This window comes from Porphyromonas levii (assembly GCF_018206105.1).
GTDB lineage: Bacteria > Bacteroidota > Bacteroidia > Bacteroidales > Porphyromonadaceae > Porphyromonas_A > Porphyromonas_A levii.
Genome location: NZ_JADRGN010000006.1, coordinates 24,785 through 51,198, shown reverse-complemented (window position 1 = coordinate 51,198; position 26,414 = coordinate 24,785). Strand labels below are relative to the sequence as shown.

At 48.6% G+C, this 26,414-nt stretch carries 25 protein-coding genes and 1 pseudogene; 15 read left to right on the top strand and 11 right to left on the bottom strand.

What is annotated here, in order from left to right; all coding sequences use genetic code 11:
• Nucleotides 1–2: 2 nt before the first annotated feature.
• The 6 genes from IX315_RS02425 to panC all read right to left on the bottom strand — a co-directional run bounded on the left by IX315_RS02425 (nucleotide 3) and on the right by panC (nucleotide 5,246).
• Entirely contained in the window at nucleotides 3–1,130 is a 1,128-nt protein-coding gene (locus IX315_RS02425; RefSeq protein WP_211635134.1) for an endonuclease/exonuclease/phosphatase family protein, read from the bottom strand.
• Nucleotides 1,127–1,768: a rhomboid family intramembrane serine protease gene (locus IX315_RS02420; RefSeq protein ID WP_018358284.1), complete on the bottom strand. Its 642-nt coding sequence runs from the start codon at nucleotides 1,766–1,768 to the stop codon at nucleotides 1,127–1,129. Before IX315_RS02420 ends, IX315_RS02425 begins: the two co-directional genes overlap by 4 nt.
• Entirely contained in the window at nucleotides 1,743–2,408 is a 666-nt protein-coding gene (locus IX315_RS02415) for a rhomboid family intramembrane serine protease (protein ID WP_211837125.1), read from the bottom strand. The genes IX315_RS02420 and IX315_RS02415 overlap by 26 nt, the downstream gene beginning before the upstream one ends.
• Before the next feature lie 64 nt (nucleotides 2,409–2,472).
• Nucleotides 2,473–2,898: a DUF805 domain-containing protein gene (locus tag IX315_RS02410; protein ID WP_211837124.1), complete on the bottom strand. Its 426-nt coding sequence runs from the start codon at nucleotides 2,896–2,898 to the stop codon at nucleotides 2,473–2,475.
• A 1-nt stretch (nucleotide 2,899) separates the two neighbouring features.
• The gene (locus IX315_RS02405) at nucleotides 2,900–4,390 is read right to left on the bottom strand and encodes a glycoside hydrolase family 10-like protein (RefSeq protein ID WP_248637656.1); all 1,491 of its coding nucleotides are present in this window, start codon (nucleotides 4,388–4,390) and stop codon (nucleotides 2,900–2,902) included.
• Nucleotides 4,391–4,400: 10 nt separating this feature from the next.
• Nucleotides 4,401–5,246 carry a pantoate--beta-alanine ligase gene (gene panC, locus IX315_RS02400; protein ID WP_018358288.1) on the bottom strand — a complete coding sequence of 282 codons (846 nt, stop codon included), beginning with the start codon at nucleotides 5,244–5,246 and terminating at the stop codon, nucleotides 4,401–4,403.
• A 542-nt stretch (nucleotides 5,247–5,788) separates the two neighbouring features.
• On the opposite strand from panC, the gene IX315_RS02395 reads away from it, so the two are divergent.
• Together IX315_RS02395 and dnaJ are read left to right on the top strand one after the other, a co-directional pair.
• Nucleotides 5,789–6,352, top strand: a complete 564-nt coding sequence (locus tag IX315_RS02395; protein ID WP_018358289.1) for a nucleotide exchange factor GrpE — start codon at nucleotides 5,789–5,791, stop codon at nucleotides 6,350–6,352.
• Between the two features lie 15 nt (nucleotides 6,353–6,367).
• Nucleotides 6,368–7,516, top strand: coding sequence for a molecular chaperone DnaJ (dnaJ, locus tag IX315_RS02390; RefSeq protein WP_134848881.1), 1,149 nt, complete (start codon nucleotides 6,368–6,370; stop codon nucleotides 7,514–7,516).
• 57 nt (nucleotides 7,517–7,573) lie between these two features.
• Here the strand turns inward: dnaJ and IX315_RS02385 are convergent, their stop codons facing one another.
• From IX315_RS02385 to IX315_RS02365, 5 genes are read right to left on the bottom strand one after another with little or no spacing between them, the layout of a single operon-like run.
• Nucleotides 7,574–8,755: an FtsX-like permease family protein gene (locus tag IX315_RS02385; RefSeq protein ID WP_211641878.1), complete on the bottom strand. Its 1,182-nt coding sequence runs from the start codon at nucleotides 8,753–8,755 to the stop codon at nucleotides 7,574–7,576.
• A gap of 10 nt (nucleotides 8,756–8,765) precedes the next feature.
• Entirely contained in the window at nucleotides 8,766–9,125 is a 360-nt protein-coding gene (gene rbfA, locus IX315_RS02380) for a 30S ribosome-binding factor RbfA (protein WP_134848883.1), read from the bottom strand.
• Nucleotides 9,125–9,772: an O-methyltransferase gene (locus tag IX315_RS02375; RefSeq protein ID WP_134848884.1), complete on the bottom strand. Its 648-nt coding sequence runs from the start codon at nucleotides 9,770–9,772 to the stop codon at nucleotides 9,125–9,127. Before IX315_RS02375 ends, rbfA begins: the two co-directional genes overlap by 1 nt.
• Nucleotides 9,769–11,220 (bottom strand): pyruvate kinase, encoded by a 1,452-nt coding sequence (gene pyk / locus IX315_RS02370; RefSeq protein WP_211635138.1) that lies wholly within the window; start codon nucleotides 11,218–11,220, stop codon nucleotides 9,769–9,771. The genes IX315_RS02375 and pyk overlap by 4 nt, the downstream gene beginning before the upstream one ends.
• Before the next feature lie 18 nt (nucleotides 11,221–11,238).
• Nucleotides 11,239–11,670, bottom strand: coding sequence for a type II 3-dehydroquinate dehydratase (locus IX315_RS02365; protein ID WP_018358295.1), 432 nt, complete (start codon nucleotides 11,668–11,670; stop codon nucleotides 11,239–11,241).
• Nucleotides 11,671–11,829: 159 nt separating this feature from the next.
• Here IX315_RS02365 and IX315_RS02360 point away from each other — a divergent pair, with 159 nt between their 5' ends.
• The 13 genes and pseudogenes from IX315_RS02360 to IX315_RS02295 all read left to right on the top strand — a co-directional run bounded on the left by IX315_RS02360 (nucleotide 11,830) and on the right by IX315_RS02295 (nucleotide 26,204).
• Entirely contained in the window at nucleotides 11,830–13,377 is a 1,548-nt protein-coding gene (locus IX315_RS02360) for a glycine--tRNA ligase (protein WP_018358296.1), read from the top strand.
• Nucleotides 13,374–13,865: a BamJ family beta-barrel-assembly machinery protein gene (gene bamJ, locus IX315_RS02355; RefSeq protein ID WP_018358297.1), complete on the top strand. Its 492-nt coding sequence runs from the start codon at nucleotides 13,374–13,376 to the stop codon at nucleotides 13,863–13,865. Before IX315_RS02360 ends, bamJ begins: the two co-directional genes overlap by 4 nt.
• Nucleotides 13,862–14,629, top strand: a complete 768-nt coding sequence (surE, locus tag IX315_RS02350) for a 5'/3'-nucleotidase SurE (protein ID WP_018358298.1) — start codon at nucleotides 13,862–13,864, stop codon at nucleotides 14,627–14,629. Before bamJ ends, surE begins: the two co-directional genes overlap by 4 nt.
• Nucleotide 14,630: 1 nt before the next feature.
• Entirely contained in the window at nucleotides 14,631–15,737 is a 1,107-nt protein-coding gene (gene lpxB, locus IX315_RS02345; RefSeq protein ID WP_134848886.1) for a lipid-A-disaccharide synthase, read from the top strand.
• A 9-nt stretch (nucleotides 15,738–15,746) separates the two neighbouring features.
• Nucleotides 15,747–16,889: a BPL-N domain-containing protein gene (locus IX315_RS02340; RefSeq protein ID WP_244973057.1), complete on the top strand. Its 1,143-nt coding sequence runs from the start codon at nucleotides 15,747–15,749 to the stop codon at nucleotides 16,887–16,889.
• A gap of 80 nt (nucleotides 16,890–16,969) precedes the next feature.
• A complete protein-coding gene (locus IX315_RS02335) occupies nucleotides 16,970–17,368 on the top strand; it encodes a DUF302 domain-containing protein (RefSeq protein ID WP_018358301.1) in 399 nt (132 codons plus the stop codon).
• A gap of 567 nt (nucleotides 17,369–17,935) precedes the next feature.
• Nucleotides 17,936–19,219 (top strand): methionine adenosyltransferase, encoded by a 1,284-nt coding sequence (gene metK, locus IX315_RS02330; protein WP_018358303.1) that lies wholly within the window; start codon nucleotides 17,936–17,938, stop codon nucleotides 19,217–19,219.
• Between the two features lie 133 nt (nucleotides 19,220–19,352).
• A complete protein-coding gene (locus IX315_RS02325; RefSeq protein ID WP_018358304.1) occupies nucleotides 19,353–20,135 on the top strand; it encodes a formate/nitrite transporter family protein in 783 nt (260 codons plus the stop codon).
• Complete coding sequence (locus tag IX315_RS02320; protein WP_211641879.1) at nucleotides 20,132–21,427, top strand: TolC family protein; 1,296 nt, start codon at nucleotides 20,132–20,134, stop codon at nucleotides 21,425–21,427. The genes IX315_RS02325 and IX315_RS02320 overlap by 4 nt, the downstream gene beginning before the upstream one ends.
• Nucleotides 21,424–22,311: an HlyD family secretion protein gene (locus IX315_RS02315; protein WP_018358306.1), complete on the top strand. Its 888-nt coding sequence runs from the start codon at nucleotides 21,424–21,426 to the stop codon at nucleotides 22,309–22,311. The genes IX315_RS02320 and IX315_RS02315 overlap by 4 nt, the downstream gene beginning before the upstream one ends.
• Nucleotides 22,312–22,327: 16 nt before the next feature.
• A pseudogene (locus IX315_RS09890) lies at nucleotides 22,328–23,988 on the top strand (ATP-binding cassette domain-containing protein).
• Nucleotides 23,985–25,106 (top strand): ABC transporter permease, encoded by a 1,122-nt coding sequence (locus tag IX315_RS02300; protein ID WP_134848890.1) that lies wholly within the window; start codon nucleotides 23,985–23,987, stop codon nucleotides 25,104–25,106. The pseudogene IX315_RS09890 and the gene IX315_RS02300 overlap by 4 nt, the downstream one beginning before the upstream one ends.
• A gap of 3 nt (nucleotides 25,107–25,109) precedes the next feature.
• On the top strand, nucleotides 25,110–26,204 hold the full coding sequence (locus IX315_RS02295; RefSeq protein ID WP_211635143.1) for an ABC transporter permease: 1,095 nt from the start codon (nucleotides 25,110–25,112) through the stop codon (nucleotides 26,202–26,204).
• Nucleotides 26,205–26,414 lie beyond the last annotated feature (210 nt).

Sequence of the window (26,414 nt, the reverse complement as noted above, 5' to 3'; positions counted from 1 at the left end):
TGCTATTTCCAATTAAAGTCCACAATCAAAGGATTGTGGTCGCTATATTCCTTATACTTCGGTATTTTACTTCCTATTGCTTTCGCCTCCCCCTCATAGAAAAGGTGGTCTATCCTAAAGGGCATCCACCTATCGTTAAACGATACGCCTAGTCCCAACCCCGTTTCCGCATAGGCATCTCTCATACCCGAACGTAGTTGGTGGTAAGTATAGCTCTTAGGGGTATCATTGAGGTCGCCCAATACGATCGTAAGATCCGGCTGATACTTCTCCTGCAAATCCTTTAGCTCGGCATGCACACACTCTGCCGCAAAAGCACGCTGATTGAGGTTCGGCCCTAGTCTCCTCTTGACCGCCATAAACTGCTTCGGCAAGTCCTTTAGCCTTAAATCTCTTAGGTAACCCTTGTACTCCTCTCGTTCGCTCTCTACTAGGCTATAAGACTCCATATGGTTATTGACTACCAATATCTTCTTCCCATTAGGAGCTTCCAATAGATAAGCATGCGAGCCATTACCATACGATTCGTACCTTATCTTCTCCTTCGCCTTAATGGGGAACTTCGAAGCAAAAGCCTGACTCCTATACACATGCACATACGGGTAATCCTTAAGCAAGCGCTTTATCTTCTGGGTCTGTGGGGCATTATCTGGGTAGTAGTTTGCCTCCTGTAGTGCCACAATATCCGCACCATACTCCCTTATCAGTGCAGGAACCAAAGGCTTATCCCCCATTCCTCGTTCGATAAATCCCTCCACATTATAGGTCATCACCCTCAAGTCATGTACCTTATTCAGATTATGCCCTAAATTGATAGGGAAATAACTGAAGATATACCCCCAACTAAGGAGCACTACTCCAGTATAAACCAAGAAGTAACCCCACTTGTGCCTAATCAGATAGAATAGCCACAGAAATGCCAATACAGCTAGAATCAAGACAAACCCGAGGTTTAAGAAGGCAGGGATCTGTGTCTTTGTGGGTGAGATAAAAGGAGAGAGCATAGCACCAGCATAGATAACCCAAAAGAGCAAGTTGGGTATAAGTTCTACCACCCCCATCGTTGTGCGAAGGATAGAGAACTGTTTGGCTTTTCGCTTAATACTATGACCCTTTTGGTACGTTTTCATACCCCCATCTGCTTTATCTGTTCGCGCTCAGCCCTATTCAGAGATTGGTAGCCCGACAGATTGACCTTTTCTATCAGCGCACTATCCTCCGCCCTCACCACAGAAAGCCTACCCCATGAAGCGAGTAGATAGAGCAAACCAACTACATAGCCCACGATATGAATGGATTGCACCACACCACCGATAGCGCTCCTCACTCCTATTTCCAAGACGACTATCCATAGGACAAGCGACACGAGCCCCCACCTCTTCCCTAGTCTACGGAATGCCTCTATCGGTACTATTGCAGCAATACCTGATGAAGCCCCCATCAAAATACCATTACCTCCAATAAGGAAGATAATACCACCTAGCACCACACCCGAGAGAAATAGTAGCCAATACTCCTTCTCCCTTATACAGCGAGAATTAGCGAACCAAGACAGAAGTAGTACATTGACACCTACATGTAGCCATCCCGTATGGACAACACCATAGCTCAGTAAACTCCACGGACGTAACCACCACTCGCCCCACTCACTAGAAAGGGTAAGTGCAGCCACGCTCCCATCTCCACCCACCAATGCCAGCCCAAAGAGGAGCGACACGAGGAGCGGAAGAGCTACCTTGCTATTAATAAAAGTCTTGCCAATCATCATTACTATTGGTGCGTGCTCGATTCTCCCACACCTTGATGAGTATAAATCCAAAGAGCATACCGCCCAAGTGAGCAAAGTGCGCTACACCATCGGCGCTACCTGTCACACCATAGAAGAGCTCTAGAAGTCCATAACCCAGTACGAACCACTTTGCCTTGATAGGAATAGGGATAAAGAGAAAGTAAATAGGCGCATTGGGAAACATCATACCGAAACCTAGTAGGATGCCGTAGACAGCACCACTTGCACCAATCGTTAGTAGAGCATCGGAGAAGTACGCCAATTGCTCGGGACTAAATGAGAGTGTCCATACCAGCTCTTGCATGAGCGCAGCACCGACCCCTGTTACAAGATAAAAGACAAGAAAACGCCAACTACCCCAGATCCGTTCTAGCGTGCCTCCAAACATCCAGAGGGCAAACATATTGAAGAAGATATGGCTCACACCTCCGTGCATAAACATATAGGTGACCAATTGCCATAGCCCAAACTGAGCCGACCGAAAGTAGTGCAACCCCATCATATCCGTGAAGTCAACCCCACCCCTCGGCAAAGCCATCTGTGCCAAGAAGGCAATGACATTAATAATGATTAGGTTTTTCGTCACGTCCGACACCTTATCTTGCAAACTTATCCTCATCTACTTATGCTCTTAATACTATATATTACCTCCTACAAAGATACCTTTTTCCCTTCAGAATCCATTACCCCTGATACTTTGGGGATGGACCATAGGCGTTGGCTGCGGGGTGACTATCCTGCATGAGTTTGAAGAGGGCTAGCCCGGCAATGCCTGTAAGCATCAATTGCAGTAGCTTAGCGCCTTCAAATCCGAAGTCTTGCGCTATTCCGTAGAGTGCTGCATAGAGGACAAAGACAATGTAACCCTCTTGCCCTACATCCTGACACCTCCGCCACAATACAGCTAGCATCAAAAAGGCATAAAGCCCGAGCAGCCCAGCCATTACCGCTTGAGGGACTGCCTCACCCAAGGTGAGCAACCATATCATCACCGCCATCCAAGGGATAGTCACTACCAAACCGAAGCTAAATAGCTCCATACGCCTAGCCCTGCCGCTAAAGCGGAATAACCCACCGAAGCCACTCCTCACGCCCTGAAAGAAAGTCATCCTACTCCGCTCCATCCTCCAGTGCTCTATAATAATAGACCGAGCCCGTTACAGGTTGCCGTTCACGATTCGTCACGAGGTCGTATTCACCGACCTTAATCCCTATCAGGCTCTCCGCCGTGAACGCACTCCAAGGGAGGACTACCTGGTTATCCATTGTCGTAAGATAGGGGGCTTCTTCCCCCGAAGGCACTTCGCCATCCGTCCTTAGGTAAAGTGCGAAAAGCTGATGTGGTTTCGTACGCTTCCAAGATATATGAAGCCCCTCTTCCACCCCCTCAAGTAGCAGCTCCTGCTCCTCCATCCACTCGAGTGCCACACCTCTATCTATAGATAGAGATGCGCTTTTTAGCCAATCTTCAGCAATGAGCTTACGTGTACCCAAACTATTAGAAAGGGCGTGCTCAGCCCTAAACATGGCTGTGCCTGCTAGGTCAGGTATAGTATCGAGATACTGGAGCTGGCTCTTCACCTCCTGCAGAGGCCAATCCCCCTCACTACGCATCACCATATAAGGACCCATACCCACCACAAGAGGTACGGCGAGTACCTTCTGCCACTCCTTTACATAAGGATAGAAGCGATCTCCTCTCTGGTACATCATAGGCACTACAAAATCTATCGTCCCAGCCTTGGACCACGCCACCGGATCCTGCCATACCTCATTGTACGCAGTCCACCCGCTCTCACGGAGACCGGGTACATTATCGTATGTTCCCAGTACCGAGGCACTCAGGAGTGTGAAAGGGCTATGCGCCTTCACCTCTTCGTAGACTTCCGCCACTATCTTATTGATATTTTCTCGTCGCCAATCCTCAAGAGTTCGGCACCCATTATGAGCGTTGAACCTACTCTTATCGGGGAAGTCCTTTGCCCTATCAGGATAGCGAATATAGTCGAGATGTACCCCAGCAACATCATAGTTAGCCAACAACTCCTTTACAATCGCCCGCATGTGCTTACTTGTGGCGGGTTTGGAAGGATCCATATACCAATGCCCTTTATAACGAACCACATCGGAGCGGTGTTGCTTGGGATAAGCCCATGAAGGCATATCCTGGACATTCCGATTATTACCAATAGGGGTCACTACCAGCCACGCATGGAGCGTCATGCCCCGCTTATGACATTCCTCTATCGCAAAAGCAAGAGGATCATAGCCCAAAGTGTAACCGCTATTCGCAGGCACAAAGTCGGTGCTCATAGGCTCTACCTTGGAAGGGTAGATAAGCCGACCTCTGCCGCGTACTTGTAGAAAAACAGTATTGGTACCAATCGCTTTCAATTCGTCCAGCATTCGTACCAGTTCGCGCTTCTGCTGCTCTTCTCCCGCTCTACTCGTGGTCGATCTACGAGGCCAGTCTAACCCATAAATAGTCGTTAGCCATACCGCCTTCATATCATGCTTTGGACGCAAGTCTACTGCACTTACCGGCCATACCAGAAGCGCCAAGACAAGAGCCACGAGTACTCTTCTTACCCTATCTCTCACCAAAATAACATTAGCTAAATGAGATATGGTCGATTAGGCGTACCCCACCACAGTATACAGTGATACAGCCAGTGGTATCCTCGCCCCATTCCTCTACATTTTCCAGAGTGTTGGTATCCACAATACTGAAGTACTCTACCTCGAGCATAGGATGGGCATTGATCTCCTCCACTACTGCCTGATGCACCTCTGCTACTCTCTTGCCTGCAGCTTTAAGCTCGAGCCCATTGCGGAGCGCCTCATAAATCTTGGGTGCAGCTTCTCTCTGCTCAGGAGAAAGCTTACGATTACGACTACTCATAGCAAGGCCGTCACTCTCACGTACTACGGGGCATGAAATCACCTCGATACCCTCCATATCGGGTGATAGCTCTACCATGCGGCGAATCACCGCAATCTGCTGGAAGTCCTTAAGCCCGAAGTAGGCCTTATTGGGGCGTACCAGTCTAAAGAGCTTGCTTACCACCCACACAACGCCTTTGAAGTGCCCAGGACGGTATGCACCCTCCATTACCTCTGCTACCCTACCTAGGTCATAATCTGGTGCCACCTCCCCTTCGTCGTACATATCCTCTGGGGTTGGCAAAAAAACGACATGTACCCCAACATCCTCCAGAAGCTTCAAGTCCTCTTCCGTATTGTGCGGATAGGTCTTGAGATCATTAGGGTCATTGAATTGCGTAGGGTTGAGGAACACGCTCACCACAGTTATCTCACACTCTCTGAGGCTACGCTCTACGAGACTAATATGCCCCTCATGCAAGCCACCCATCGTAGGCACAAAACCTACCAACTTCTCTCCCCTTATCTCGTGGAGCAGAGCCACTAGCTCTGCCCTAGTCTTTGCTACCTTCATAATACAATTGAAATATCATTATAATGCAACAAAGATACCCCATTCCACTATCCTACACAATAGCCAACCGACAGATATAACAAGCTTTAACCCCATAGCCATCCTCCTTGACCGCCCTAGGCATATCCTATGACCATTTAATATATACTAATCACTACAATTAGTATATATTAAATCACCCATTTAGTATATACTAATTTGGTCAATTAATATATACTAAATGGTCATGGGATATACCTAGGGCGGTCAACGGACAGGGGTATATGGTTTTTCGCCTATACTAAATGCGGTCTTCTCCTAGATTTAGTAGACTATTTTCGGGGCAATTTAACTATCCAGTTGACCCTATTTGCCTGAGGTTTCACTGGTCTGTTGACTCTCATTTACTTATTTACTTGACTATGCGCACTAAGTGGTTGACTTTTTATCTGCAGTACACTATGGCATACCACTCTAGCTATCCGTGACAAAGTTGCCAGCAAGTAGTTATTGGCAAGGTTATTGCAGGACAAGGGTAGAATAATATTATATGGCATAAGAATATGAAGAAAGAGCAATACGATAAGGAGCAGGAGGAAGAGCAAGTAGCACAAGACTCTGCTCCCCAAAACGAAGCCACTGAAGGAGAAGTTACCTCGGAGGTGGAGCAAGAAATAGATGAGACTGAGACTATTCGCAAGGAGCTTGCGGAACTGAAAGACAGTTATCTCCGACTAATGGCGGAGTACGACAACTACCGCAAACGCACCATAAAGGAGAAAAGTGACCTCATCAAGTATGGTGGAGAGAAGATTGTCACTGGATTCCTCGATATTATGGATGATATTGATCTTGCTATCAAGAATATGGGTAGTGCTGAGTCGATAGATGGGCTCGTAGAAGGCGTTCAGATAATACAGAATAAGTTTATCGGGGCGCTTAAAGCCCAAGGGGTGAATGCTATGGAAGTGATTGGAGAGGATTTCGATGCCGACAAGCACGAGGCTGTAGCTATGGTAGCTACCGATGATGCAGAGAAGAAGGGCAAGATCATAGACTGCATACAGACTGGCTATACTCTCAACGATAAGGTGATACGTCATCCAAAGGTCGTTGTAGGCAACTAACTTATAGATGGGAATATGGCTGAGAAGAGAGATTATTACGAAGTCCTAGGTGTCAGCAAAGGTGCCACGGACGAAGAAATAAAGAAAGCGTACCGCAAGACTGCCCTTAAATACCATCCCGATCGCAATCCTAATGACAAGGAGGCGGAGGAGAAGTTTAAGGAAGCTGCCGAAGCATACGATGTGCTAAGCGATCCGAACAAGAAGGCTCGTTATGACCAATTCGGGCACGCTGGCATGGAGGGTGCTGGTGGATTCGGTGGTTCTGGTGGCATGAGTATGGATGATATATTCAGGCACTTCGGAGATATTTTCGGCAGCTTTGGAGGATTTGGCGGTTTTAGTGGCTTTGGCGGCGGGGGCAGTGCACCCCAAAACTATGGCTCGGACTTAAGAGTTCGTATCCACGTAACCCTCCAAGAGGTGATGAAGGGTACTACTAAGAGGATCAAGGTCAAGAAGAATGTCGCTTGTTCGCACTGTGCTGGCACAGGAGCCGAGGCGGGTTCGGGTACGGAGACGTGCTCTACCTGCGGTGGTTCAGGTAGGGTCATCAGGATGCAAGAGAGTGTCTTTGGCAGAATGCAGACACAAACTACTTGTCCTACTTGTAGCGGTACAGGAAAGGTTATCAAGAATAAGTGCAAACACTGTGGTGGCTCTGGGCTCGAGAGAGGTGAGGAGACCATCGAAATCAATGTACCAGCAGGAGTAGCTTCGGGCATGCAGATGACCCTGAGAGGGAAGGGCAATGCAGGACCCAACGGAGGTCCAGCAGGAGATCTTCTAGTTCAGTTTGAAGAGATTGACGATGCTGAATTTATCCGCAGTGGTAATGATGTTGTCTACAATCTACTTATCCCTGTGACTACGGCGCTTCTGGGCGACAAGATTGTAGTGCCTACACTCGATGGGAAGGTGAAGATTACAATAGAGCCAGGCACCCAGTCGGGCAAGATTCTTCGACTGAGGAATAAGGGCTTGCCAAGTGTACGAGGCATAGGGCGTGGCGACCAGCTGATTGTGGTACACTTATTTATCCCAGAGAAGTTGGATAGCAACGACAAGAAACTGATAGATCAGCTCCAGCAGAGTAAACACTTCCAACCAACTGAGGCGGATAAGAAACGACTGACAGAGCAACAGCGTATGCGCTACGAGTAGTATACTGGAATGAAAAAGAAAGAAGCGGTGACCTCCTCTGGGAAGTCACCGCTTTTATTATGCTTTTATCGCTCTATTCCAACGGAAAATACGGAAGGCAAGAAGACTGCTGAGCGCTCCGATAACGAGGATTATACCTCCTACTAGGAGTAAGTCTAGCGGTCGAAAGTCCACAGGATAGCTATCTAACAAGAAGGCGGAGTTATCTGCCATACCTAGCTTAGCAAAACCATACTTCGCCTGTAGCAATACGAGAGTAGTACCGATAACTAACCCAATAACCAGACCAGTAATAGAAAGTAACCACCCTTCGAGAAAGGGGATGAGATCAATCATAACCTTCCTAGCTCCTAAGAAACGGAGTGTATCAGCATCGTGGTGCTTCTCGATAATGAGCATACCTAGCGTACTGATAACACTAAAGAGCAAGAGAATGAGCACAAATAAGAGAAGCAATAGCGAAAACCACTTCTCCATCTTTACTACCTTATAGATCTCGGGGTGTTGCTGATAGCGATCGAGAAGCTCAAACTGGGTAGGCACCTTTACCGGATGACTCAAAGCCAAATAGCTGACTTCGTCTCCATTGTACTGCAATAGGGCTCTAACCTCGTCCAGAGAGAGGAACACGACCTCGGTATCCTCGGCCTGATCTACTTGGAATACCCCAGTCACATGATACGCCTCAGTCATAAAACCACGGGCAGGATTGACTGAAGAGATACGCCCTATACGTTTGGGCAGCGTAACTTCTAGAGGGGAAGAGTAGCCCACACCTGCACCAAGGTTCATAGCTACCCCTAGCCCTATCACAGCGGTAGGCGCCTCTCGGATGCCGAGGTCGAAATCCCCCATATGCATGTACCGATCTATCGGTGCATGCTGGGTATATCCCTGCCCTAGCCCTATGACTCTTACCGATTGGCTATTGCCCTCGAAAGTAGCCACTGCCTGTGTTTCCAGCACGCCAGCCCCCCCTTTAATACCGAACTCCGATGGAGAAAAGACTTGTCTATCTATCCTCTGCAGCTTGTACGATGGCGATAGCACCGATAACTGGCTGGTAGTGAAAACCTCGAACCCATTAAAGACAGAGAGCACCACTACCATAGCCGTAGTGACGAGCGCTATGCCCGCCACCGCTACAATAGCAATGATATTGACGGCGTTGACACTCTTCGGAGAGAAGAAATACCGCCAAGCAATTCGCCAAGCATTGCTCAGGTCATGTACCTTCATAATAGGAGCGCTACTCTTTGTCAGCAGGGTTATTGGAGATACCCAATAGCTCATCAATCCTTTGGGCGTAGGCTTCGCTGGTATCTAGTTCGAAGATAAGCTCAGGGATATGCCTCAATTGAGACGCCATCTTCCTCCCTAGATCATAGCGCACAGTAGGCGTATTTTCCTTGATTGACTGCATCATCTCCTCTGCACGGGCATCTGGGAAGATACTGAGGAATACTCGTGCGCTACTGAGGTCGGGACTTAGTCTGACCTCAGTTACTGAAATCATTACCCCCTTAGTCTTACGAGTCTCCTCGTGAAATAATATCCCCAATTGCTTCTGTATCTCTCGTGCTACTTTCTTTGTCCTAAGTGCATCCATTACTTTATCCTTATCATTGTTAGACCATCCCTTACGGGCATCAGTACCTTATCCACGCGTGGATCCTCGACTACCATTTGATTGAACCGCCTTATGCCCACTGTCTGAGGATCGTGGTGCTCCTCCTGCCACAGCTTACCTCCCCACAGTGTATTATCCGCCAGAATAAGCGCTCCCTTGGGTAATCTTCGGGAAAGTATCTCGTAATACTCGGGGTATTGAGCTTTATTGGCATCGAGATACACGAGGGAGAACTCCTCTATCCGGAGGCTCTCAAGAGCTTTGAGAGCATCGTCTATCCTCAGCTCTACTTTATCCCTCACCCCCGCTCTCTCAAGATTCTTCTCGATGCGTTGGCGTAGTTCGTCATTCACTTCGATCGTGGTGAGTAGCCCACCCTCGGGCAATCCCTTAGCAAGACATATCGTAGCGTACCCGATAAATGTCCCTATCTCCAGCACCCTAGCAGGCTGAAGGAGCTCTACCATCATGCTCAAGAATAGACCTTGTATGTGACCTGAGACCATGCGAGGATGCGTAAGAGAGAAATTAGCTTCCCTCGCTATCTCATGTAGCACGGCAAGCTCGGCAGAGGAGTGCGCTCTTATGTACTCCTCCCTCGCCAGCTCCTCTAGTCGCTCTATCATCTTTGGTCTTGGGTAGAAGCGAAATACTCCAATACGTCTCGCACCCTGCTGATATCCAAACTAGTGGTACCGACTTCATCTTTCAGCGTACCACCGATGTAGGCAATCATATCGTCTAGCTCCAAAAGTCCCTTATTCAGAAGTATTTCTAGTGCCTTGGCATAATACTGTCGGCGGGTGTAACCCTCGTGACTTTGATATATAGGATAGATACCATAGGAAAGGTTGAGTTGTCTAGCGACTCTTGCATCTTGGCATATCGCATATATCGGAGCCTCACCACGGTAAGCGCTAAGATTACGAGCGCACCTACCCGAAACCACATCGGTAACAATCGCCTTTACCCCTAGCTTCGACGTAGACTTCACAGTGTACTTAGCCAGATAGCTAGTGACGTCTACCACATCATCCTCACCTTTCTTCAGCTTCACTCCTCCCCTATCTTTTTGGTGCCGCTCTGCCTCCTTGATGATTCTTGCCATAGTCCTAACGGCCTCAGCTGGGTACTTACCGTAAGCCGTCTCACCACTGAGCATCACCGCATCTGTATTCATCATGATAGCACCCGACACATCGGACACCTCTGCTCTTGTAGGACGAGGGTAATGAATCATAGTATGGAGCATCTGGGTGGCAACTATCACAGGCTTCTTTTTTAGGATAGCACGATGGATTAGATCCGATTGGAGCGCTGGAATCTTCTCGAAATCAATCTCAATACCGAGGTCTCCACGAGCAACCATAATACCATAACTGGCATCCAAAATCTCCTCTATATTATCAACGCCCTCTTGGTTTTCGATCTTCGAAATAACCTTTATACCTTGACCTCCATGCTCATCGAGCACCTTCTGAACCGCTTCTACATCGGCACGATTACGCACAAAGGAGTGAGCGATAAAGGCAATCTCACGCTCTATGGCATAGAGGATGAAGTCGTGGTCACGCTGACTCACCGAGGGCAAATCGATATGTACATCTGGGACATTTACGCTTTTTCTAGACCCTAGTTCACCATCGTTCTCTACCTCACAATAGAGCTGGTGCTCATCCTTATCCAGTACGCGCAGCTCCACCTCTCCGTCATCAATAAGTACACGAGCGCCTACAGGCACATCTCTGACGAAGTTTTCGTAATTGACACATATACGATTGGCAGTAGAGATATCGTTGGGGTCTGCAACGATAGTAACCTTGCACCCCGTGCATAGATGCACATCTTGCTCAAATCGAGTGGTACGTATCTCTGCCCCCTTGGTATCGATAAGGATAGGAATATCGGGAGCCACGGAACGGATGTTATCCACTAGTCGGTCGAAACCTTCCTTGTCAATATGTGCAGAATTGAGACGCACCACATTGATACCCTCTTCTACCAGTCGGCGGATAAAGGAGGGCTCACACCTCTTATCCGAAATCGTTGCTACAATCTTTGTCCTTTTGTCCATAAGTGTCATTGATTAAATTTATCTCCTTGATATCAAGTGTGCCACGGCGAGGCGGTATCCGTCCAGTCCGAATCCCATCATCATCCCCACACAGACCTCACTTAGGAGGGTAATATGTCGGTGCGCTTCACGCGTAGCTATATTACTGATGTGCACCTCTACCACTGGGCAGTCTATCGCCCTAATGGTATCTTGGAGGGCATAAGAGTAGTGCGACAGGGCGCCAGCATTGATAATCATCCCATGCGAATAGGGTGCTTGGCTTTGCATGTAATCGATCAAATCGCCTTCGTGATTGCTTTGATAGTAGACCAATTCCCATGCTGGGTACAGGTCTCTTAGGCGCTCTAAATACTCCTCAAAGGGAGTAGAACCGTAAATATCCGGCTCCCTTCCACCCAAAAGGTTAAGGTTCGGACCATTAATGATATGAATCTGCCTACTCTCCATATTACTCCTATTTATTCTTTTACACAAAGATACCAAATAATGTCATGTACTGAAATAAGTTAACGTCTAGGATGCGCTGCAAGGGAGTAGGTGATTAGGCGAGAAATGGGTATCTTTGTGGCATATAGTATAATATAGACAAGGACATAGAGAAAGAAAATGGCACAGCAAAGTGACGACAATCTATTTAAGAAGATAATAGCACACTGTAAGGAGTATGGATTCGTATTCCCTTCTTCGGAGATTTACGACGGACTGGGGGCGGTGTATGACTATGGTCAGAATGGTGTAGAGCTAAAAAATAATATCAAGCGCTACTGGTGGGAGTCTATGACGCTACTCAATGACAATGTAGTGGGTATCGACTCTGCGATATTTATGCACCCCACTATCTGGAAAGCCTCTGGCCACGTAGATGCTTTCAATGATCCATTGATTGATAACAAGGTATCCAAGAAGCGTTACCGTGCTGATGTCCTGATGGAGGAGCACCTTGAGAAGATTCAGGGTAAGATAACAAAGGAGGTGGAGAAGGCAGCTAAGCGATTTGGCGATGCCTTCGACGAAGCTCAGTTCCGTGCAACCAATGCACGTGTACTGCAATATCAGGCAGATTATGATGCTATCCACAGTCGCTTTGTGAAGGCCCTAGAGGAAAACGATCTTGCTGGGCTCAAGCAGTTGATAGATGACTGCGAGATCGTGGATCCTATCAGCGGCAGTAAGGAGTGGACAGATGTCCGTCAGTTCAACCTGATGTTCGCCACCGAGATGGGCTCTACTGCCGACGGCGCCATGAAGGTGTACCTTCGTCCAGAGACCGCTCAGGGTATCTTTGTCAACTACCTAAACGTGCAGAAGAGCGGTCGCATGAAGATACCATTTGGTATAGCACAGATTGGTAAAGCCTTCCGTAATGAGATTGTGGCACGCCAATTCATCTTCCGAATGAGGGAGTTTGAGCAGATGGAGATGCAGTTCTTCGTAGCGCCTGGTACAGAACTAGATTGGTTCCAAACCTGGAAGGAGCGCCGTCTTCGCTGGCACAAGGCTTTGGGGCTTGGCGATAACAAGTACCGTTTCCACGACCACGACAAGCTTGCGCACTATGCCAATGCCGCTACAGATATAGAGTTTGAGATGTCCTTTGGCTTTAAGGAGGTAGAGGGCATTCACTCTCGCACCGACTTCGACCTCAGTAGGCACGAGGAGTTCTCAGGCAAGAAGCTGCGCTACTTCGACCCAGAACGTGGGGAGAGCTACGTACCTTATGTTGTGGAGACCTCTATCGGTGTGGACCGTCTATTCCTAAGCGTGCTCTTCGGTAGTTATGAGGAGGAGCAGTTGGAGGGTGGCGAGAGCCGTGTAGTACTCCACCTACCACCTGCATTGGCGCCTAAAAAGGTAGCTGTGCTTCCACTGGTACGCAAGGATGGTCTACCAGAACTAGCAAGGCAGATTGTGGATGATCTGAAGTTCTACTTCCCATGTGACTACGATGAGAAAGACTCTATCGGTAAGCGCTATCGCCGTCAGGATGCGCTCGGCACACCTTTCTGTATCACTGTAGACCACGATAGCCTAGAGGATGGCAGCGTTACTATTCGTCACCGTGATAGTATGGAGCAGGAACGCGTGCCTATCGGCGAACTACGCAGCATGATAGAGGATAGAGTGAGTATGCAATCGCTACTAAAGAAGATATGAGAAATAAGTTGTTTTTAGTCCTAGCCTCAGTAGTAGCGATGCTACTACTTGCGAGTTGTGACAATGCTCTACAACCAAGAGAGGAGACGCAGTACAAAAAGGATAATGATGCCTTCATTGAGAAGGTAGATAAGGGAACGGAGTATAAAAAACTCGTCTTCCTCAATGCTGAACACCCTATTTACTACAAGGTGCTTGCCCCTGGAACAAGCAAGGCATACCCATACCAAGAGAGTACCGTGAGGACTCAGCTGAGTGGTAGACTGATCTCTGGAGAGGTCTTCCAAGCTGATGGCGAACTCGTCTCTCAGGTCAATGCGCTTATCCCTGGCGTACAATATGCGCTCCAATCTATGAATGTAGGTGATAAGTGGGAGATAGTCGTTCCTCAGCAACTAGGCTATGGAGCTTACTCTAGAGGCTATACAATACCTGCCTTCTCTACCCTGATATTCACCATCGAACTACTTGAGATCGTAAAGCCATGATAGCAAAGAGACCGCTGATACTCGTTAGCAATGACGATGGGGTATTTGCTAAGGGACTCGTGGAGCTATATACTGCGCTTAGAGACTTGGGAGATATTGTCGTGATAGCACCCGATGGGCCTCGCAGTGGAGCATCAAGTGCGATTACCACCTCTGTACCTATCCATTACAACCTCGTACTTACAGAGCCCGGACTTACCATATATAGCTGTAGCGGCACACCTGCTGACTGTGTCAAGCTAGCGCTCAATGAGATCGTACCTGTACTCCCTAATCTTGTGGTTGCTGGCATCAACCACGGCGGGAATGAGGGTATTGCTGTCAACTACTCTGGCACACTAGGTGCCGCTATCGAGGGGACTATCTTTGGCATCCCTTCCTTTGCTGTATCGCTCATCGATGGCAAACAGGAGAGTGACTACCTAGATAGCTGCCGCTTTGCTCGTAGCATAGCCCGCAAGATACTCAAGGAGGGGCTCCCCAAGGGGGTTTATCTCAATGTCAATGTCCCTTGTGTACCAGAGGTACGCGGGTTACGTGTCTGTAGTCAGGCCGAGGGGCGCTATGTAGGGGAATATGTACGGCAGACAACTCCCACCGGACGCGATGTCTATTGGCTATCTGGGGAGATTCAGCTCTCCGAGCCAGTAAATCAGAACTGGGATGTCCCCCTAATCGATAAGGGGTATGCTACTCTGGTGCCCTGTAATATCGATGTTACGGACTACGAGTTTATACAGAATATAAAGCACTGGGACGAGTGATATGAAGTACTTCTTCGTGGCTGGTGAAGCGAGCGGTGACCTCCATACCTCCACGGTAATGGGAGCACTTTCTTCGCTCGACACCGAAGCGCACTTCGCCTATATGGGTGGAGCAAAAATGAGGGCTCTTGGCGGCGACTGTATAGTTGCCTCCGAGAGCCTTGCTTATATGGGGGTACTAGATGTGCTGAAGAATATCAATAAGATTCGGCAGGCTGCGCGCCAAGTGCAGGAAGGACTATTACGCCACCGTCCTGATGTGGTAGTGTGTGTCGATTACGCAGGGTTTTGCTTTCGCTACATTCTGCCTTTCGTGAGGGAACATCTGCCTAACACCAAGATTGCCTACTATATCCCACCCAAGGTATGGGCTTGGAAAAAAGGGCGTATCAAGACTCTCCGAAGCCATACAGACCTAGTCCTTTCTATCTTCCCCTTCGAAGTTTCCTTCTTTCAGGAGCATCAACTACCACAGGTGCAGTATGTAGGCAATCCATCCATGGAGGAGATAGACGAATACCTCTCCCAGGCAGTTACCAAAGAGGAATCTCCCTATATAGCGTTGCTTCCTGGCAGCCGTCGGTCAGAAGTAGAACTAAACCTCCCCACTATGCTACAGGTTGCGAGTAGCTTTCCCGACATGCGCATCAAGGTTGCAGGCACTTCAGACCTCCCCAAAGAAGTATACGGCACCCTTGGCGATAGAGCAGAACTGGTCATAGGCAATACCTACGGCATACTGCATGGTGCTAGAGCCGCCCTTGTTACGAGCGGCACCGCTACACTCGAGACTGCCCTCGTAGGCACACCTCAAGTCGTATGCTATGCGCACAAGGCGGGGAGGCTAGCCAATTTTGTCTTCGAACGTTTCTTTTCTACGCCCTTTATCTCATTAGTGAATCTTGTAGCAGGGAGAGAGGTCGTAAGCGAACTTTATGGCGGGTTATTCCGAGAGGAGAAAATATGGAGTGCCCTCAGCCCTCTACTATCTGGTGGTTATGAGCGCGCACAGATGATGAGCGGATATCGAGAAGTCCGCCAAAAGCTACAGACAGAGACCACTCCATCTGTAGCAACAGCCAAAGCTATACTTAACTTAATACGATAATACAGACTTATGAAAAGAACAATGATGTTTCTTGCATCAGTAGTAGCTCTACTACTAGTAGCATGCGGTGGTGAAAGTCAAGAGCAAGAGACAACTACACAAAAGGGCGACAAGCTACAGGTAGCAGTATTCCAAGGTCATGGAGGTTCTGAGACCTGCGTATGGGAGACTATGGCAGCGGTGGGAATGGATAGCTCTCTGGAGGCGCGCCTACTCACCACGAAAGATATTGCCGATGGACAACTCTCCGAAGTCGATGTCCTCATCGTTCCAGGTGGAGGGGGTAGCCGTCAGTACCTCAACATAGGCTCAACCGGACGTGAAGCAGTACAGCAATTTGTTCGTGATGGCGGAGGATATGTCGGCATTTGCGCTGGCGCTTATCTCATCACCGACACCCCTGAGTATGCTTCTCTAGCTATGAGCGGGGCTCAAGCACATGATATAGAGCATGACAACCGCGGACGCGGGATTGCCAAGGTTACTCTCACAGAAGAGGGCAAGGGACTATTTCCCGAGGTAGCAGGCCAAGACACCTTATATATAATGTACTATGAAGGACCTGTGGTATTGCCTAACCCTGAGAGCAAGACCAAGTACACAAGCTTTGCTACTATGGAGAGCGATGTGCACGTGGAGGGCAATGCACCTGTGGATATGACCAATGGCAAGAGCTTCCTCTACATTGCCCAATATGGCAAGGGCAAGACCGCTTCTGTGGTAGGGCATCCAGAGGCCACCCCTGGCATGCAGTGGATGATCTCCAAGATGGTACACGGGGTTGCACCTCGGCAAGTAGAGCCACAGCTCAATAGTAAGTTTGTGGATCCCTCTAAGTTCGGGCAAGAGATACTGATGACCGAAGAGCGTAGGCAAAAGGAGAGCGAGAGTTTCCAGACCTTCCTCTATGGCGCTACCGAAGCACAGCTCAAGGCACTCGACTGGCTGATGCAGCATAATTCATGGGATGCCAAGCGATGGATACAAGGGCTAATCTTCGACAAACGCCCCGAGATGCGCCTTGCAGTAGCTAACTGGCTCGGCTGGTCGCTCTACCGTATGTATCTGCCCGACCTAGAGATTGCACACGAAAAAGAGACCGATCCAGAGGTGAAAGCTGCAATGGCTGAGGCGATTGAAAAGCTAAAGTAATAAAAGACTCCTGCCGAACAATCCTTTGAGCTTATCCGTTATACCTATACAGTTGTATTAATGATAAAGGATAATAAGATATGATAAAGGATATGTTCCAAGAGAGCCGTAGCAAGTACGGTTTCGATGAAACGGTGGAGAAGTTAGGCGAGATTATCTCTGCCAAAGGGTGGCGCATTACTCATACTCACGATATGCAAGAGACCATGACCAAGAATGGCTACTCCGTGTTGCCCATCAAGGTGGTGGAGCTCTGCAACCCTGTGTATGCGAGTCGGATGCTCTCCGAAGACAGTCTGCGCATCTACTCCAGTCTGATGCCCTGCCGCATTTCTATCTATGAGAAGTCCGATGGTCGCACCTACGTATCGCGCATGAATAATGGAGCTATGGCAGGGATGATAGGTGGCGTAGTAGAAGAAGTGATGAGCGGTGCCTACCACGATGCTGAGGGCTTCGTAGCGGAGCTTTCTGAGTGAGATCAAAGCCTCTATTTACAACAGCGACATTTCTGCGTAAGGATTTAGACGAAGCGCACTATCCTACATAAAAGTAGGCAGTGCGCTTCGTCTTTGTATTAGTTGCTAGTCCCACCACTTCCTCTACCGTAAGTGCCTGAAGCTACTCTAGGGAGCGAAGAAAGTCCCTAGCGGAAGGAACTAGAGTTTATTATGGGGAGGAACTAGAGTCTCTCGCGGGAGGAACTAGAGTTCCTCGCCTGAGGGACTGACGCTACTCTAGGGAGTAACCATAGCCCCTCGCTAAAGTACCGAAGACGATATGCCCTTCGCCGATAGCATTTTGGCTAAGGAGAAGTATCTCCATATTGGAGTTTTTAGTACCTTTGTGGCGTATTTGTTTTAATAACCATCGTCAGTGGTGGTCGTGGAGAGATTTGGGCTTGCTTGCAACCACGGTAAAAAATGCTAAATGAGTGGCTCAGCGCACCATTAATATATACGATATACAGGGTCTGAGTATCTCTTTTGGCTTTCTTTACTTCTCTCTCGGTTGTGCTGGCGTATAATGAAATAAAAGGAGGAGTTATGAGTTATTTATTTACTTCCGAATCGGTAAGCGAAGGACATCCAGACAAAGTAGCGGATCAGATATCCGATGCTATCTTGGATCATTTCTTGGCACTAGATCCCGATAGTAAGGTAGCATGCGAAACACTAGTGACCACAGGTCAGGTGGTGATTTCGGGTGAAATTTCGTCTAATGCGTATGTCGATATCCCTTCGGTAGTACGTGGGGTAATCAACCAGATTGGTTACAATAAAGGAGAGTACCTCTTCGATGGTAATTCGTGCGGCATCCTCACTGCGATCAGTGAGCAAAGCCCAGATATCCACCGTGGTGTAGTGCGTGAGGATGTAAGGGATCAGGGCGCTGGCGATCAGGGCATGATGTTTGGCTACGCCAATAATGAGAGCGACACCTACATGCCCTTGCCAATAGAGCTTTCACACACGATACTCCAAGAGCTGACCAAGATACGCAAAGAGGAACCAGAGCTGATGCCTTACCTTCGTCCCGATGCTAAGAGCCAGGTGACGCTTGAGTACAACCTCGATCGTACACCTAAGCGTGTGCATACTATCGTGGTGAGCACACAGCACGATGAGTTCGTGAGGTCTCATGCAGGTCTATCCCAAGCTGAAGCAGACCGAATGATGCAGGATCGTATCAAGAAGGACATCCACTCCATACTACTCCCAAGAGTGGTGGAGAAGTATAGTTCCGAGGTGCAGAAGCTATTCGATAGTAAGGTGATTCTTCATGTCAATCCTACTGGGAAGTTCGTTATAGGGGGTCCAGCAGGAGACACAGGGCTGACGGGTCGTAAGATCATTGTTGACACCTATGGTGGTAAGGCGTCTCATGGTGGTGGTGCCTTTAGCGGAAAAGACAGTTCGAAAGTAGACCGTTCGGCTGCTTATGCAGCTCGGTACCTTGCGAAGAACTTAGTAGCAGCGGGTGTAGCCGACGAAGTGAAGATACAGGTGGCTTACGCCATTGGGATTGCGGAGCCGGTGAGCCTATTTGTAGACACCTATGGAAGGAGTCATGTAGACCTCAGCGACGAGGAGATTGCTGAAAAGCTCAAGGAGGTATACGACCTCCGTCCGTATAGTATCGTGGAGTCGCTCCGCCTCAAGCAACCTATCTATCAGGAAAGCGCTGCTTACGGGCACATGGGTCGCACCCCTCGCAAGACACAGAAGCACTTCGAGAACCCTTATGGCGAACCAATCGATATGGAAGTAGAGCTATTCCCTTGGGAGGAATTAACCCTTGTAGATAGGCTTAAGGAGGTCTTTTTCTAATCTCTTTTCGTCTATTACTAATTAGTGAGAGAGGTGTACCTGAAATATGATTTCGGGACACCTCTCTTGGTATGGCTTGCTATTGGGGATATCTTTAGTATCTTTGTCCTATAACATAAAGGATTCAATGATAATGTATAATACGCCAAACGAAGTACTAAAGCTCACCGAGGGGATGGCGCTCAAAAAGTACAATACCCCAGCCGTAAAGTTGGCTCTCTTGGGCGTATTGGGTGGCGCCTATATTGCACTCGGAGGATGGCTCTCCTTTTATGTTTCCCACGGAATGCCATATATTACGGAGGGTAATCCAGCGTTGGTAAAACTGATTCAGGGTGTACTCTTTCCCGTGGGATTAATACTAATCATATTGGTGGGTGGTGAGCTCTTTACTGGTAATACTGCTTACCTAGTAACAGGGGCAAGAAAGAGGATAATCCCATGGGGATATCTTGCGAAGAATTGGGGAATCGTGTGGCTGACCAATCTTGTGGGGGCATTACTCCTATGCTACCTACTTGTACAGCAAACAGGGATGCTGGCATCCGAACCATGGGTGAGTGCAATCGTCAGTACCGCCAAGAGCAAAGTATCTCTTCCATGGTCTACTATTTTCTTCAAGGGAATAGGAGCCAATTGGCTCGTATGCCTTGCCGTTTGGCTTGGGCTTAGTTCGCAAGAGATGCTAGGAAGGCTTGTGGGGCTATGGCTACCGGTGATGGTTTTTGTAACACTTGGCTACGAGCATAGTGTAGCCAATATGTTTTATATCCCTATGGGGATGATGTGTGGAGCCGACGTTAGTATTGTTCAATTGTTTTGGAATAATCTTATCCCTGCTACCCTTGGCAATATAGTGGGAGGTTCGATATTCGTTGGGCTAGTCTACAGCTATTTATACATAGAGAGGAAATGAAACGCTTACTTTTGATTTTGCTTGCATTGCTCTTACCACTAGGGGCTGTTGCCCAGAGTATTACTCTGGAGGAGTGCTTAGAGCAAACCCGCAAGAACTTCCCCCTATTGCAGCAGAAGAAGGTTCAGCAAAGGATAGGGGAGAATCTTAGCAAAGCCCTTTGGTACGCCTATATTCCACAGCTTTCACTAGAGGGACGGGCAACCTTTCAGAGCCATGTTACAGAACTAGATGTGCCAATGCCCCAGATACCAGGAATGCCCCCAATGCTGCTGGACTTACCAGAAATACCCAAGCTGCAATACCAAGCGTATATTCAGGCAACGCAATTACTATGGGATGGTGGCAGGGTTAAGGCTGGCACTCATCGGATAAAGGCAGAGACGAAAGTACAGCAAGCAGACGTAGATGTCCAGCTCCAGAAGGTAGAGGAGGGCGTAACAGAGCTTTACTTCTCCCTATTGATGCTGGAGAAACAGCAGGAGCTGCAACAGATATTGATAGATGAGCTAGCCCGACAAGAGCAGAGGGTCTCCTCGGCACTCGCTAATGGGGTAGCGACGGAGAGCGACCTTGACTTCGTGAAAGTAGAACAACTGAAAGCCGAACAAGCTAGTGAGCAACTGCAGCTGAGCCACCAAGCTGTGCTAGAGACATTGGGCATCTACACGGGTATGGAGCTTTCGGCAGATACACGAGCTACAGTACCGGCTGCACCAATACTTTCCTTGGCAGAGGAGAGTCGCTTGGCACCTCAGCGCGCTGAGCATAGGATGCTCGATGCTCAGCTAAAGAATGCGGATGCCATTTGGCGAAGTTACAAGGCAGAAGGTATGCCTACAATTGCCCTATTTGCCAGAGGAGGATATGGCAGACCTGGGCTCAATATGCTTGATCCCGACCCTAAGACCTTCGCCATAGGTGGGGTAACGCTTAGTTGGAACTTTGGGAAGCTCTACGACTATAGCACTCAGCGAAAGAAGCTAGAGGGGACTAATCTTTTGATTGAGCTAAAGAGACAGGCATTGGAGCGTGAGATAGCAAGCAAAGAGGCACAATATAGCGCCGAGGCTAAGCAATACCAAGCGTTGGTAGATAAGGATAACGAGATTTTGGCTCTGCACAAAAGGATTGCGGAGCGTGGAAAGCTCCAAAAGAGCGAGGGGACACTCTCTACCACTGACTACCTACAGCAGATTAGTAATTACCATGCGGCAGAACAGACGGCTCAGGTACATCAATTGCAGTACCTACGCTCGCTCTACCGCCTAAAGAATAACAAAGGATTATGAAAAAGGGGTTGGCGTTGATTGCCCTAGTGATGCTCGTCGTGAGCTGTAAGGGCAGCGATGATGCGTTGATAGGCTCTGGCAGCTTCGAGGCTACGGAGGTACTGGTCTCTAGTGAGGCAAATGGCAAAGTGCTTGCTTGGGATGTAGAAGAGGGTAGTGTGCTAAGAGAAGGTCAGCAGGTGGGACTCATAGATACCATACAACTATACCTACAAAAGGAGGCTCTACTGCGCTCGGGCAGGGGAGTACGTGCTGCAAGCCCCAATGTGACCACTCAGACCAAAGCCCTCGAGGTACAGCTCGATGACTTGAGAACGCAACGTGAGAGGACTGCTCGGCTATTAGAGGCTGGCGCAGCTACGCAGAAGCAGCTCGATGATATCGAGACGGGCATTGCGGCCCTCCAAAGCCAATTGGCAGCAAGCCGTAGCACGCTCTCCAATAGCAACGCTCAGATATCTGCCCAGAGCTCAGCTATCGATGTACAAGTAGCACAAGTAGAGGATCTCATTGCACGCTCCGTGATTAGGACACCTATTGATGGCACAGTAACGGCTACGTATATCCACAAAGGGGAATTGGCAGGGCAGGGGCGCCCCCTATTCAGAGTAGCGAACCTCTCCGATATGTATCTCCGTGCTTATGTCCAAGGAGAGCGCTTGACTAAGCTTAAACTTGGGGATACAGTGAAGGTATATGTCGATAGCGAGGAGGGCAAACAACGTCAGTATGAAGGCGTGATTACCTGGATATCCAGTGTAGCAGAGTTTACGCCAAAGACGGTTCAGACGGAGGACGAGCGCTCCAATCTGGTCTACGCAATCAAGGTAAAGGTGCCCAATGATGGCTACCTCCGTATCGGAATGTATGGCGAGGTAAGATAACGTGTTACGAGAGGAGATGATACGAGCAGAGGAACTCAGCCTCACTTTTCCCTCTCCCGACGAAGGGCGCGTGGGTGTTGGGACAGCTCCTGGTGGGCTTTCCTTTCTGGTAAAGAGGGGAGAAATCTTCGGTGTGATTGGTCCCGATGGAGCCGGCAAGAGTACCCTGTTTCGCATCCTTTGCTCTCTTATGCTTCCCGATAGCGGCAAGGCTATAGTAGCAGGGTACGATACGAACAAAGATTACAAGGCACTCCGCAAAGTCATAGGCTACATGCCTGGCACCTTTTCTCTCTATCCCGACCTTTCGGTGGAGGAGAACCTACAATTCTTTGCCACGATATTCGGAACCACGATTGAGGCGAACTATCATTTGATAGAGGATATTTACAGTCAGATAGAACCCTTCAAGACCCGCAAAGCTCGCTCTCTCTCTGGAGGCATGAAGCAAAAGCTAGCACTCTCCTGTGCGCTTATCCATAGCCCCGAGGTGCTTTTCCTTGACGAGCCTACTACTGGTATCGATCCTATCAGCCGTGTAGATCTATGGAATATGCTGCGAAAACTAGCCAAGCGAGGAGTGACTATCGTAGTCTCTACACCTTATATGGACGAAGCCAAGCAGTGCGATCGCATCGCTTTTATGCAGGAAGGGCAATTCCTCACTGTCGATACGCCACAAGCTCTTGAGCACAACTACCCACACCCTATATTCGAAGTGCGGGGCGACAATCGCCTAGAGCTACTCGGACTACTTTCCACCTTCCCCAAGGCGATTAATAGCTTCGCCTTCGGAGAGGTTTTTCATATCACAACGGAAGAAGGTGTATCGGAAGTCGAGATTGCGGCACATATAGGGAGCAATAAAGTAAGACGCATTAAAGCCGGACTAGAGGATGCCTTTCTCCTACTCTCAATGTCCAAGAACGTATGAATAGTCAGTATGTGATAGAGGTAGAGGGTCTCACCAAGGTATTTGGCGACTTCTATGCCGTGGATAATATCTCCTTCAATGTGAAGAAGGGCGAGATATTCGGCTTCCTTGGCGCCAACGGTGCAGGTAAGACCACTGCTATGAAAATGCTATGTGGGCTCTCCAAACCCACAAGCGGGGAGGGTCAAGTAGCGGGATGCGATATCCTGAAGGAGAATGAGGAAATAAAAAAGCACATAGGCTATATGAGCCAAAAGTTTGCACTCTATGACGACCTCACGGTAAAGGAGAATATCCGTCTCTTCGCAGGCATCTACCGTATGCCACTCTCCGAGATTCGCACCAAGACCTATGAGATGCTACACCGCCTTGAGTTCTACGACTACCGCAATACCTTAGTAAGTAAGTTGCCCTTAGGGTGGAAACAAAAGCTCGCCTTTTCTATTTCCATCTTCCACCAGCCCGAGATTGTCTTTCTCGACGAACCTACAGGAGGAGTAGACCCTATTACTCGCCGTAAATTTTGGGAACTCATCTACGAAGCTGCATATGGGCAAGGGATTACCGTCTTTGTTACCACGCACTACATGGACGAGGCAGAGTATTGTGATCGGGTCTCTATCATGGTCGATGGTAAAATCAAAGCAATGGGAAGCCCCGCACAACTCAAGGCGGAGACAGGTGCCCAAGATATGGATTCCGTATTTAAGCAAGTGGCAAAAGAAGGGAGGCGAACCGAATGAAAGGGAATCTAATCAACCAGTTTTGGGCATTCGTAGGGAAGGAGTTCATCCATATCTTACGCGATCCCTACACTCTATTGATATTGATCATGATGCCTATAGTGGAGATTCTCCTATTCGGCTTCGCACTCAATATGGAGGTCACCAATATCCGCACCGCGGTTATAAGCCTAGGAGAGAGTAGGTACACACAGAAGCTACAGGAAAAACTCAGGAGTAACCCCGACTTTATCCTCCACGACAGCATGATTACGACCTACGAAGCAGAGGCGCTACTCAGAGCCAATAAGCTAGATATGTACCTCGTGATTCCCGAGGGGTTTGATAAAGATCTCTATAGCCAACAGCCCACCGAGCTCCAGATGGTAGTAGATGCGTCGGATCCGAATGCTGGGGAGATGCGGGTAGGCTATGCCTCAGCCCTATTTGGCTCTATTATGGAGGAAGAGCTAGGAGTAAAGAGCCTCCCGTATACCATCAATGTCAATAACCGTATGCTGTATAATCCTATGATGCGCTCGAGCTACAACTTTGTCCCTGGCATTATGGGACTAGTGCTCATCGTGCTATGTACGATTATGACCAGCGTGAGTATCGCCCGAGAAAAAGAGCGGGGCAATATGGAACTGCTGCTTGCCTCTCCCGCTCATGCCACTATTATGGTGCTCTCCAAGGCAGTGCCCTATTTCATGGTATCCCTCGTGAATATCACCTCCATACTTCTGCTCTCCTACTTCGTGCTAGGGGTACCCATCCGAGGCTCGCTTCTCCTATTGGTATTCATTACTATGCTCTACGTCTTTGTCGCGCTTGCCATAGGCTTGGCTATCTCTAGTATGGTCGAGAATCAGCAAGGTGCCGTCATCGTCTCAGGGTTCGGCATGATGATGCCTACCATCCTTCTCTCCGGCATGCTATTCCCCATTGCCAATATGCCGCTCATCTTGCAATGGATTACAGCCATAGTACCGGCGCGGTATTATATAGATGCCACCCGGAAAGTGATGATTCAGGGAGTCGGTATTGGCGTAGTATGGCCACAAGTGCTAGCGCTGGTAATCATTGCTACAGTCATGATTACTATAGCAATAGTCAAAATCAAACCCCGACTTAGATAGCCTATGGTACTACGTTTTCTACTAGAGAAAGAAGTAAAGCAACTCTTCCGCAATCCTATCCTCAGGGGTATGCTGGTGTTTTATACCCTTATTGTACTCTTTTTCTTTCCTTGGACCATCAATCAAGAACTAAAAGAGCTCAAGGTAAGCATCGTCAATACCGATCAAGGGCAGTATGCACAGAGATTTATAGGGAAGCTCCAAGGCACCCCCACTATACAAATCCAAAACATCTACCCCGATTATCCCACTGCGCTAAAAGATATTGAGCGCCAAGAGTCCTTGGCGATTATAGTACTTCCAGAAGACTTCAGCCAAAGCCTAGAGAGAGACAAGGAGACAGAGGTGCAAGTACTCATCAATTCAGTAGATGGCAGCCAAGCGGGTCTCGGTCAGAGCTACCTCACTCGACTGATTCAAGAGTACTCTTCAGAACTACGTGTGTCAGACCCTCAGACGATAGAAATAAAACCGGTCTACAAGTACAATGGTACGCTCGACTATCAGTTCTTCATGCTCCCAGCACTCCTAGTCATAATGATAACCCTCTATAGCAGCATATTCCCCGCTATGAGTATCGTGGTGGAAAAAGAGCGTGGCACACTACAGCAAATCAATGTTACACCAGTGAAGCGTACCCTCTTTATCCTTGGCAAGATTATCCCCTTCTGGGTCATCTCAGTACTTGCGGTAGCCATCAGTGTGCCTATCATTTATTGGGTATATGGGCTAGGCTTCCAAGGGAGCTTCCTCCTCTACCTATTTTCTACCCTACTCTTCTGTATCGGGCTCTCCTTTATGGGCGTAATTCTCTCCAATCTCTCCGAGACCATACAGCAGGCTATGTTCCTTACCCTCTTCTTTATCCTTATCTTCTTCCTCGTTAGCGGACTATTTACCCCAGTGAATGCCATGCCTCTTTGGGGGCAAGCGATAGCTTACGCCAACCCTCTTACCTACTTCATTCGTATCAATCGCATGATGTACCTCCGTGGGGCAGGCTTTATGGATATCTATCCCGACCTGATTGTCCTCATCGGCTTTATCGCCCTCTTCAGCACAGTAGCCGTCCTCACCCACAACAAGCGTCGCAATTGATTTCCAATCTCTTTCTTTGCACCATACTAGGCGCATAACCGCCCTACGCTTTCTCCCCTGCACCTTCGCTCTACCCTACCCTGCCTTCCCTTTCTCTATAGAGCGCATGACCATTTAATATACGTAGTCGGGGCAATCCAGGAGTAAACGAGTGTCAAAACAATGGCATACGAGGTTCAACGGTAGTGGTAATCGCTGTCATCTGTAGAA

Coding starts and splice junctions, on each gene's coding strand:
- IX315_RS02425 (WP_211635134.1), bottom strand. CDS start 1,130: ATGAAAACGTACCAAAAGGGTCATAGTATTAAGCGAAAAGCCAAACAG.
- IX315_RS02420 (WP_018358284.1), bottom strand. CDS start 1,768: ATGATGATTGGCAAGACTTTTATTAATAGCAAGGTAGCTCTTCCGCTC.
- IX315_RS02415 (WP_211837125.1), bottom strand. CDS start 2,408: ATGAGGATAAGTTTGCAAGATAAGGTGTCGGACGTGACGAAAAACCTA.
- IX315_RS02410 (WP_211837124.1), bottom strand. CDS start 2,898: ATGACTTTCTTTCAGGGCGTGAGGAGTGGCTTCGGTGGGTTATTCCGC.
- panC (WP_018358288.1), bottom strand. CDS start 5,246: ATGAAGGTAGCAAAGACTAGGGCAGAGCTAGTGGCTCTGCTCCACGAG.
- IX315_RS02395 (WP_018358289.1), top strand. CDS start 5,789: ATGAAGAAAGAGCAATACGATAAGGAGCAGGAGGAAGAGCAAGTAGCA.
- dnaJ (WP_134848881.1), top strand. CDS start 6,368: ATGGCTGAGAAGAGAGATTATTACGAAGTCCTAGGTGTCAGCAAAGGT.
- IX315_RS02385 (WP_211641878.1), bottom strand. CDS start 8,755: ATGAAGGTACATGACCTGAGCAATGCTTGGCGAATTGCTTGGCGGTAT.
- rbfA (WP_134848883.1), bottom strand. CDS start 9,125: ATGGATGCACTTAGGACAAAGAAAGTAGCACGAGAGATACAGAAGCAA.
- IX315_RS02375 (WP_134848884.1), bottom strand. CDS start 9,772: ATGATAGAGCGACTAGAGGAGCTGGCGAGGGAGGAGTACATAAGAGCG.
- pyk (WP_211635138.1), bottom strand. CDS start 11,220: ATGGACAAAAGGACAAAGATTGTAGCAACGATTTCGGATAAGAGGTGT.
- IX315_RS02365 (WP_018358295.1), bottom strand. CDS start 11,670: ATGGAGAGTAGGCAGATTCATATCATTAATGGTCCGAACCTTAACCTT.
- IX315_RS02360 (WP_018358296.1), top strand. CDS start 11,830: ATGGCACAGCAAAGTGACGACAATCTATTTAAGAAGATAATAGCACAC.
- bamJ (WP_018358297.1), top strand. CDS start 13,374: ATGAGAAATAAGTTGTTTTTAGTCCTAGCCTCAGTAGTAGCGATGCTA.
- surE (WP_018358298.1), top strand. CDS start 13,862: ATGATAGCAAAGAGACCGCTGATACTCGTTAGCAATGACGATGGGGTA.
- lpxB (WP_134848886.1), top strand. CDS start 14,631: ATGAAGTACTTCTTCGTGGCTGGTGAAGCGAGCGGTGACCTCCATACC.
- IX315_RS02340 (WP_244973057.1), top strand. CDS start 15,747: ATGAAAAGAACAATGATGTTTCTTGCATCAGTAGTAGCTCTACTACTA.
- IX315_RS02335 (WP_018358301.1), top strand. CDS start 16,970: ATGATAAAGGATATGTTCCAAGAGAGCCGTAGCAAGTACGGTTTCGAT.
- metK (WP_018358303.1), top strand. CDS start 17,936: ATGAGTTATTTATTTACTTCCGAATCGGTAAGCGAAGGACATCCAGAC.
- IX315_RS02325 (WP_018358304.1), top strand. CDS start 19,353: ATGTATAATACGCCAAACGAAGTACTAAAGCTCACCGAGGGGATGGCG.
- IX315_RS02320 (WP_211641879.1), top strand. CDS start 20,132: ATGAAACGCTTACTTTTGATTTTGCTTGCATTGCTCTTACCACTAGGG.
- IX315_RS02315 (WP_018358306.1), top strand. CDS start 21,424: ATGAAAAAGGGGTTGGCGTTGATTGCCCTAGTGATGCTCGTCGTGAGC.
- IX315_RS02300 (WP_134848890.1), top strand. CDS start 23,985: ATGAAAGGGAATCTAATCAACCAGTTTTGGGCATTCGTAGGGAAGGAG.
- IX315_RS02295 (WP_211635143.1), top strand. CDS start 25,110: ATGGTACTACGTTTTCTACTAGAGAAAGAAGTAAAGCAACTCTTCCGC.